Source organism: Azospirillum sp. ST 5-10, assembly GCF_051225715.1.
Taxonomy (GTDB): Bacteria; Pseudomonadota; Alphaproteobacteria; order Azospirillales; family Azospirillaceae; genus Azospirillum.
The window spans coordinates 248,120-256,702 of the sequence record NZ_JBPJSP010000006.1 but is presented as its reverse complement, the minus strand read 5'-3'; the positions used below and the strand labels follow the sequence as shown (position 1 = coordinate 256,702).

Here is an 8,583-nt window from a genome sequence, read left to right as displayed (position 1 = left end):
GTGCGCGGCGAGATCCTGGAGCTGAAGGACACCATCAACACGATGGTGGACCAGCTCGGCTCCTTCGCCTCGGAGGTCACCCGCGTCGCCCGCGAGGTCGGCACCGAAGGCAAGCTCGGCGGCCAGGCGCGGGTCGAGGGCGTCGCCGGCACCTGGAAGGACCTGACCGACAACGTCAACGCCATGGCGGCCAACCTCACCTCGCAGGTCCGCAACATCGCCGAAGTGACGACGGCGGTCGCCAACGGCGACCTGTCGAAGAAGATCACCGTCGACGTCAAGGGCGAGATCCTGGAGCTGAAGAACACCATCAACACCATGGTGGACCAGCTCGGCTCCTTCGCCTCGGAGGTCACCCGCGTGGCGCGCGAGGTCGGCACCGAAGGGCGGCTGGGCGGTCAGGCGCGGGTCGAGGGCGTCGCCGGCACCTGGAAGGACCTGACCGACAACGTCAACGCCATGGCGGCCAACCTCACCTCGCAGGTCCGCAACATCGCCGAAGTGACGACGGCGGTCGCCAACGGCGACCTGTCGAAGAAGATCACCGTCGACGTCAAGGGCGAGATCCTGGAGCTGAAGAACACCATCAACACCATGGTGGACCAGCTCAACTCCTTCGCCTCGGAGGTCACCCGCGTCGCCCGCGAGGTCGGCACCGAGGGCAAGCTGGGCGGCCAGGCCATGGTCAAGGGCGTCGCCGGCACCTGGAAGGACCTGACCGACAACGTCAACCTGCTGACCGGCAACCTGACCTCGCAGGTCCGCAACATCGCCGAGGTGACGACGGCGGTGGCGAAAGGCGACCTGTCGAAGAAGATCACCGTCGACGTGCGCGGCGAGATCCTGGAGCTGAAGGACACCATCAACACGATGGTGGACCAGCTCGGCTCCTTCGCCTCGGAGGTGACGCGCGTGGCGCGCGAGGTCGGCACCGAGGGCAAGCTCGGCGGCCAGGCGACGGTGAAGGGCGTCGGCGGCACCTGGAAGGACCTGACCGACAACGTCAACATGATGGCGACCAACCTGACCAACCAGGTGCGCGGCATCGCCGACGTCGTCACCGCCGTCGCCCAGGGCAACCTGAAGCGCAAGCTGACGGTGGACGCCAAGGGCGAGATCGCGGCACTGGCCGACACCATCAACGGCATGATCGAGACGCTGGCGATCTTCGCCGACCAGGTCACCAACGTCGCCCGCGAGGTCGGCATCGAGGGCAAGCTCGGCGGCCAGGCCAAGGTGCCGGGGGCCACCGGCGTGTGGCGCGACCTGACCGACAACGTCAACCAGCTCGCCGCCAACCTGACGACCCAGGTGCGCGCCATCGCCGAGGTCGCCACCGCGGTGACCAAGGGCGACCTGACCCGGTCCATCACCGTCGAGGCCTCGGGCGAGGTCGCGGCGCTGAAGGACAACATCAACGAGATGATCCGCAACCTCAAGGACACGACCTTGAAGAATGCGGAGCAGGACTGGCTGAAGACCAACCTCGCCAAGTTCACCCGGATGCTGCAGGGCGAGCGCGACCTGGTGACGGTCTCCAACCTGATCCTGTCGGAGATGGCGCCGCTGGTGTCGGCGCAGCACGGCGTCTTCTACATCGCCAACACCGAGGAGGAGGAGGAGGTCACCTTCGACATGGTGGCCAGCTACGCCTACAAGACGCGCAAGCACCTCTCCAACCGCTTCCACCTGCGCGAGGGGCTGGTCGGCCAGTGCGCCTTCGAGAAGCAGCCGATCCTGCTGACCAACGTTCCCGGCGACTACATCCAGATCAACTCCGGCCTCGGCGAGGCGCCGCCGCTGAACATCATCGTCCTGCCGGTGCTGTTCGAGGGCGAGGTCAAGGCGGTGATCGAGCTGGCGTCGTTCAACCTGTTCAGCGAGACCCACCGCTCCTTCCTCGACCAGCTCATGGAATCCATCGGCATCGTGCTCAACACGATCGCCGCCACCATGCGCACCGAGGGGCTGCTGAAGCAGTCGCAGCTCCTCACCTCGGAGCTGCAGAGCCAGCAGGAGGAGCTGAAGAAGACCAACGACCGGCTGGAGCAGCAGGCGACCTCGCTGCGCCAGTCCGAGGAGATGCTGAAGAACCAGCAGGAGGAGCTGCGCCGCACCAACGAGGAGCTGGAGGAGAAGGCGCAGCTCCTGTCGCGGCAGAAGATGCAGGTCGAGGCCAAGAACCGCGAAGTGGAGATGGCCAAGGAAGCCCTGGAGGAGAAGGCCGAGCAGCTCGCCCTGACCTCCAAGTACAAGAGCGAGTTCCTCGCCAACATGAGCCATGAGCTGCGCACGCCGCTCAACAGCCTGCTGATCCTGTCCAAGCTGCTGTCCGACAACCCGCAGGGCAACCTGCACGACAAGCAGATCGAGTTCGCCCGCACCATCCACGCCGCCGGGTCGGACCTGCTGGCGCTGATCAACGACATCCTCGACCTGTCGAAGATCGAATCCGGCACCGTGTCGATCGAGGTGGGCGACGTCAGCCTGCGCACGGTGCTGGAGCACACCGAGCGCAGCTTCCGCCAGGTGGCGCAGAACAAGCGCCTGTCCTTCGCCATCGAGCGCCACGCCGAGGCTCCCGACCTCATCCGCACCGACGAGAAGCGGCTGCAGCAGGTCATCAACAACCTGCTCGCCAACGCCTTCAAGTTCACCGAGACGGGCGGCGTCACCCTGACGGTGGAGCCGGTGACGGCGGGCTGGAGCCCCAACCACACCGTCCTCAACACCGCGCCGAAGGTGTTCGCCATCGCCGTCACCGACACCGGCATCGGCATCCCGGCGGACAAGCAGAAGATCATCTTCGAGGCGTTCCAGCAGGCCGACGGCACCACCAGCCGCAAGTACGGCGGCACCGGCCTCGGCCTGTCGATCAGCCGCGAGATCACCCAGCGCCTGGGCGGCGAGATCCGCGTCACCAGCGCGCCGGGCCGGGGCAGCACCTTCACCCTCTTCCTGCCCGCCCGCTACGAGCCGGCGGGCAAGGCGGGCGCCGCGGCGGCGGCCGACCCGCCCGCCCTGCGCGCGGGCGACGAGGCGGCGGCTCCGGCGGCGGCCCCCATGGCGGCGTTCATGGCGGCCGAGGAGCGCGACGCGGAGGTCACCGGCAGCCGGGTGGCGATCATCGTCCAGCCCGACGCCACGGCGGCGCAGCCGCTGATGGACCACGCCCGCGAGCAGGGGATGCACCCCGTGCTGGCGCAGACCGGCACGGCCGCGGTGGCGCTGGCGCGGCGCCTCAAGCCCGGCGCCATCGTCGCCGACCTCCACCTGCCCGACATCGACGGACTGGCCTTCCTGGAGCTGATCAAGCACGACCTGGAGCTGCGCCACGTCCCGGTGCAGGTCATCGGCCCCGAGGAGGCCCGCCGGCGCTGCCGCGAGGCCGGCGCCTTCGGCGTGACGACGACGCCGCTGGCGGCGCCGAAGCTGGCGGCGGCGTTCGCCGCCCTGCGGGCGCTGGCGACCCGCGACGCCGCCCATCTGCTGATCGTCGAGAACGACGCCGAACAGCGCCGCACCCTGGTCGAGCGCATCGCCGGCAGCGACCTGCGCATCATCGAGGCGGCCACCGTCAAGGAGGCGCAGCAGCGTCTCGCCGAGGCGCCGTTCGACGCCGTCGTCGTCGGCTCGGCCCTGCCGCGCAACGGCGTCATCGCCCTGGTGGAACGCGTCCGCGACACGCGCAACGGCATGCCGGTGGTGGTCTACGTGCGCAAGCCGCTCGGCGACAACGAGGCGGAGCGGCTGGAGACCCTGTCGCAGAGCGTGCTGATCCGCCAGGCGGCGAGCGCCGACCAGGTGCTGGAGGAGACCTCGCTGCTGCTGCACCGGCCGGTGGCCAACCTGTCGCCGGAGAACCGCGCCCGGCTGGAGGAGCTGCGCCAGAACCAGGCGGCGCTGGCCGGGCGGACGGTGCTGATCGTCGACGACGACATCCGCAACATCTTCTCCATGACCAGCGTGCTGGAGCAGTACCGGATGAACGTGCTGTTCGCCGAGACCGGCCGCGAGGGGATCGAGCTGCTGAAGGCGACCCCCGACGTGGACGCGGTCCTGGTCGACGTCATGATGCCGGAAATGGACGGCTATCAGGTCATCCGGACGCTGCGCGCCCTCGACGGCCTCGCCGACCTGCCGGTGATCGCCGTCACCGCCAAGGCGATGCAGGAGGACCGCAAGAAGTGCCTGGACGCCGGCGCGTCCGACTACGTCGCCAAGCCGGTCGAGATCGACCGTCTCCTCGCCACCCTTCGCGCATGGCTGCACCGATGACGGACACGACGCCACCGACGCCCGACAAGGACGCGCGGGCCAGCGTGCTGGTCGTCGACGACGACCAACACACCCTCTTCGCCCTGGAGCAGACGCTGACCGCCCTCGACGTCGAGGTGATCCGGGCCGCGACGGGAGAGGAGGCGCTGCGCCACATCCTGCGCCGGGAGTTCGCGCTCATCCTGCTGGACGTCCGCCTGCCGGACATGGACGGCTACGACGTCGCCGCCCTGGTGCGCCAGCGCGAGCGCAACCGCAACGTCCCCATCATCTTCCTGTCCGGCGTCAATCAGGACGACATCCACCTCTTCCGCGGCTACTCCGCGGGGGCGGTGGACTACATCCTCAAGCCCGTCGATCCGGTCATCCTGCGCTCCAAGGTCGCGGTCTTCGTCGAGCTGTTCAACAAGAACCAGGAGCTGCGGCGCCAGGTGGTGCTGAAGCAGCGCCTGCTCGACGAGAACATCCGCATCAACGCCGAGCGGCTGATGGCCGAGCAGGCCCTGCTGCGCAGCGAGCAGCGCCACTCCGCCATCGTCCGCTCGCTGCCCATCGCCATCTACAGCATCGACCTGTCCACCGGGCTGGCGGGGCCGCAGTTCCTCGGCGACATGATCGAGCGGATCAGCGGCTTCCCGCCCGAACGGTTCGCCGAGGATCCCGGATTCTGGGCCGAGCGCATCCACCCCGACGACCGCGAGCGGGCGGTCGCCGAGAAGGCGGCGGCGCTGGCCCGCGACGTCTTCTCCATCGAATACCGCTGGGCCTGCGCCGACGAGTGCCACCGCGTCATCCTCGACCAGGGGGCGGTGCTGCGGTCGGCCGGCGGCGGCGTGCAGGAGATGGTGGGGACCTGGCTCGACATCACCGAGCGCCGCCACGCCGAACAGCAGTTGGCGCAGGTCCAGAAGATCGACGCGCTGGGCCAGCTCACCGGCGGCATCGCCCACGATTTCAACAACATGCTGATGGTCATCATCAACAACCTGGAGCGCGTGTACCAGAGCGTGCGCGAGGACGAGAGCCTGGCCCAGCGCATCGACTTCGCGCTCCAGGCGGCGACCCGCTGCTCCGACCTGACGCGCCAGCTCCTCGCCTTCGCCCGGCGGCAGTCGCTGCGGGCGACGCCGCTCGACCTCAACGCGGTGATCGCCGACATGCTGGAGATGCTGCGCCGCACCCTGGAGGACGAGATCGAGATCGTCGTCGAGGCGACCGGCGACCTCGGCACGGTGGTGGCCGATCGCGCCCAGGTCGAATCGGCGCTGCTCAACCTCGTCGTCAACGCCCGCGACGCCATGCCCCACGGCGGACGCGTCGTCATCACCACCGCCAACCTGACGATCGGCGGCGACGGCGACGATCCCGACTCCTTCCCGGAGGCGTCGCCCGGCGACTATGTGAGCTTCAGCGTCGTCGACAGCGGCGAGGGCATGCCGCCCGACGTGCGCGAACGCGCCTTCGAGCCGTTCTTCACGACCAAGCCGCTCGGCCGCGGCACCGGGCTCGGGCTCTCGATCATCTACGGGTTCGTCAAGCAGTCCGGCGGCGCCATCCGCATCGACAGCCAGGAGGGCCGGGGCACGACGGTGCGGGTGGCGCTGCCGCGCGCCGCCGCCGACCTCGGCGAGCCGCCGGTGCCGGCGACGGGCGAGCGCTGCCCGCCCGCCCGCCCCGGCGAGACGGTGCTGCTGGTGGAGGACGACCCCGGCGTGCGGCGGGTGGCGGTGGAGCAGATCGGCGAGCTCGGCTACCGCGTGATCGAGGCCGCCGGCGGCGCGGCGGCGCTCGAGCTGCTCGCCTCCGGCGCCGCCCCGGACGTGCTGTTCACCGACATCGCCATGCCCGGCGGCATGAACGGCTACGACCTCGCCGCGGCGGCGCGGGCGCGCCATCCCCGCCTGCGCGTGCTCTACACCTCGGCGTATCCCGAATTCGCGCTCGCCCGCAACGAGACGGCGCGGGTTGCGGCACCGGTCCTGCAGAAGCCCTACACCCGGCACGAGCTGGCGTGCGCGTTGCGCGCCGTGCTGGACCGCGTGGACCGGGAACTGGTCGCCATCGACGAACGGTGAGGTTGGCGGATGACGGACATGCGACCGACGGCGGCGGTCCCGCCGCGCCCGGAACCGGGCGAGCGGCAGAAACGCGTCCTCATCATCGAGGACGAACCGCTCATCGTCCTCGACCTGACGGCCATCCTGAAGGAGCTGGGCTGCGAGGTGTGCGCCGTCGCCGGCACCGCCGGCGAGGCGGTCGAGGCGGCGGCGCGCCACGAACCCGACCTCATCCTCGCCGACATCCGCCTGCCCGGGCCCAAGGACGGCATCGAGGCGGTGAAGACGATCCAGGCGGCGCGCCGCACGCCGGTCCTCTTCGTCACCAGCAACTGGCGCGAGCTGCGCGCCCGCGGCCTGGCCGACGCCATGGCCATCGGCAAGCCGTTCCTGCCCTCGGTCCTGCGCCAGGCCATCCGCACGGTCCTGAACAATGAGCCATGACGGACTCGCCGCGGCGGCGCCGCGCCGCGGCCCGCTCGCCCGGCTGCCGCGCGACACCCTCGTCGGCTACGCCTGCCTCGCCTGCCTGGCGCTCGTCGCCGGGGCCTTCGTGATCTTCGCCTCGGCCAGCTACGACCGCGTCCTCAAGCGCGGCGAGCAGCAGGCCCAGGACGCCGCCCTGTTCTTCGCCGACCACGGGTCGCGCCTGTTCGAGGCCTCCGACCTGGTCACCCGCGAAGCCATCGCCGCCGTCGAAGGCACGGCATGGAGCGAGCTGGACGGCTCCAGCAAGGCGTGGCAGTCGCTGAAGCGCCTGAGCGACCGCTTCCCCTACATCGACGCCCTCTACCTGGCCGACGAGGGGGGCCGCATCCGCCTGTCGAGCACCGGCCACCCGCCGCCCAGCCATTCCGTGGCCGACCGCGAGTATTTCCGGGTGCACCGGGACGGCGAGGAGGGGCTGTACGTGTCCGACCTGCTGCTCAACCGCGCCGTCGAGCGTCAGGGCTTCGTGCTGAGCCGGCGCATCGGCGACGCCGACGGCTCGTTCCGCGGCATCGCCGCCAGCCTGATCGACGTCCGCTACCTCGCCGACTTCTACCGCTCGGTCAACCTGCCCTACGCGCCGGTCATCAGCCTGTTCCGCGGCGACTTCCAGGTGCTGGCCCAGTACCCGCCGGACGGCGACGGCATCGGTCCGTTGCCCGGCGCGGCCGCCCTCAAGGCGGCCCTGGCGAAGCCGCCGCCCGCCCCGGCCAAGCCGGTGGCGCAGGACGACGCGGAGGATCTGATCGTCGCCTACGCGAAGATCGCCAACCTTCCCCTCTACGTCGGCGTGGCCATCGAGCGGCGCGTCCTGCGCAGCGTCTGGCTGGAGGAATCGCGCGTCCCCGGCGGCCTGGCGACCGTCGCCCTGGCGGCGCTGGGCGCCCTGACCTTCCTGGTGTTCCGCCAGGCGCGGCGCGACGAGCGGGCCAAGCGCCTGCTGGAGAGCGAGGTGGAGGAACGCACCGCCGATCTGCGCAACGCCAACACCCAGTTGGAGATGCTGGTGCAGGAGGTGCACCACCGGGTGAAGAACAACCTGCAGGTCATCTCCAGCATGCTGCGCCTGCAGTCGATCCAGGTGGCCGACGCCAGCGTGCGCAAGGCCCTGCTCGATTCCGTCAACCGGGTGCACGCCATGAGCCTGGTGCACGAGATGCTGAGCAGCTCGGGCGACCGCGCCGGGCTCGATTTCCGCCAGTACCTGCAGGACCTCACCGACCAGCTGCGGGAGTCCTACGGCGCCGCCGAGCGGGTCGCCGTCGACCTCGCCTGCGACGACCTGCAGTTCGACATGTCGCGCAGCATCCTGCTGGCGCTGGTCGTCAACGAGATCTTCACCAACGCCCTGAAGCACGGCTTCCGCGGCGAGCGCTCGGGCACGCTCAGCATCGCGCTGCGCCGCAACGGGCCGCGGGCGACGCTGAGCATCACGGACGACGGCTACGGGCTGCCGCCCGGCTTCGACTGGCGCAAGGCCAACAGCCTCGGCCTGCAGATCGTCCAGTCGCTGACCGCCAAGCTCGGCGGCGAGGCGGCGCTGAGCAGCGGCGAGCGCACCCGCTTCACCCTGACCTTCCCGCTGCGCAACGCCGCCTTCGCCGCGACGACGCCGCTGCCCGACCACCTCGTGGCCGGGATCTGACCGCCGCCCCGGCGGCGGCCGGGGCCTGGGCGGGGGGAATCATGCCGGCGGGCCGAAGCGTCGGCACACGCTTCGGCCCGCCGGCATCCGTCGGTCGGGAGGAGCCCGCATCGC

4 protein-coding genes are annotated in these 8,583 nt (G+C 70.3%); all 4 read left to right on the top strand.

The window, feature by feature from the left end; translation table 11 throughout:
• On the top strand, nt 1–4,278 hold a 4,278-nt coding region (locus ACSBPG_RS10045), incomplete at its 5' end, for a HAMP domain-containing protein (RefSeq protein ID WP_435537016.1).
• Nucleotides 4,275–6,353 (top strand): response regulator, encoded by a 2,079-nt coding sequence (locus tag ACSBPG_RS10040; protein WP_435537015.1) that lies wholly within the window; start codon nt 4,275–4,277, stop codon nt 6,351–6,353. The genes ACSBPG_RS10045 and ACSBPG_RS10040, both read left to right, overlap by 4 nt.
• Nucleotides 6,354–6,362: 9 nt before the next feature.
• The gene (locus ACSBPG_RS10035) at nt 6,363–6,779 is read left to right on the top strand and encodes a response regulator (RefSeq protein WP_435537014.1); all 417 of its coding nucleotides are present in this window, start codon (nt 6,363–6,365) and stop codon (nt 6,777–6,779) included.
• Nucleotides 6,769–8,469, top strand: coding sequence for a sensor histidine kinase (locus ACSBPG_RS10030; RefSeq protein WP_435537013.1), 1,701 nt, complete (start codon nt 6,769–6,771; stop codon nt 8,467–8,469). The genes ACSBPG_RS10035 and ACSBPG_RS10030 overlap by 11 nt, the downstream gene beginning before the upstream one ends.
• Nucleotides 8,470–8,583 lie beyond the last annotated feature (114 nt).

Coding starts and splice junctions, on each gene's coding strand:
- ACSBPG_RS10035 (WP_435537014.1), top strand. CDS start 6,363: ATGACGGACATGCGACCGACGGCGGCGGTCCCGCCGCGCCCGGAACCG.
- ACSBPG_RS10030 (WP_435537013.1), top strand. CDS start 6,769: ATGAGCCATGACGGACTCGCCGCGGCGGCGCCGCGCCGCGGCCCGCTC.
- ACSBPG_RS10040 (WP_435537015.1), top strand. CDS start 4,275: ATGACGGACACGACGCCACCGACGCCCGACAAGGACGCGCGGGCCAGC.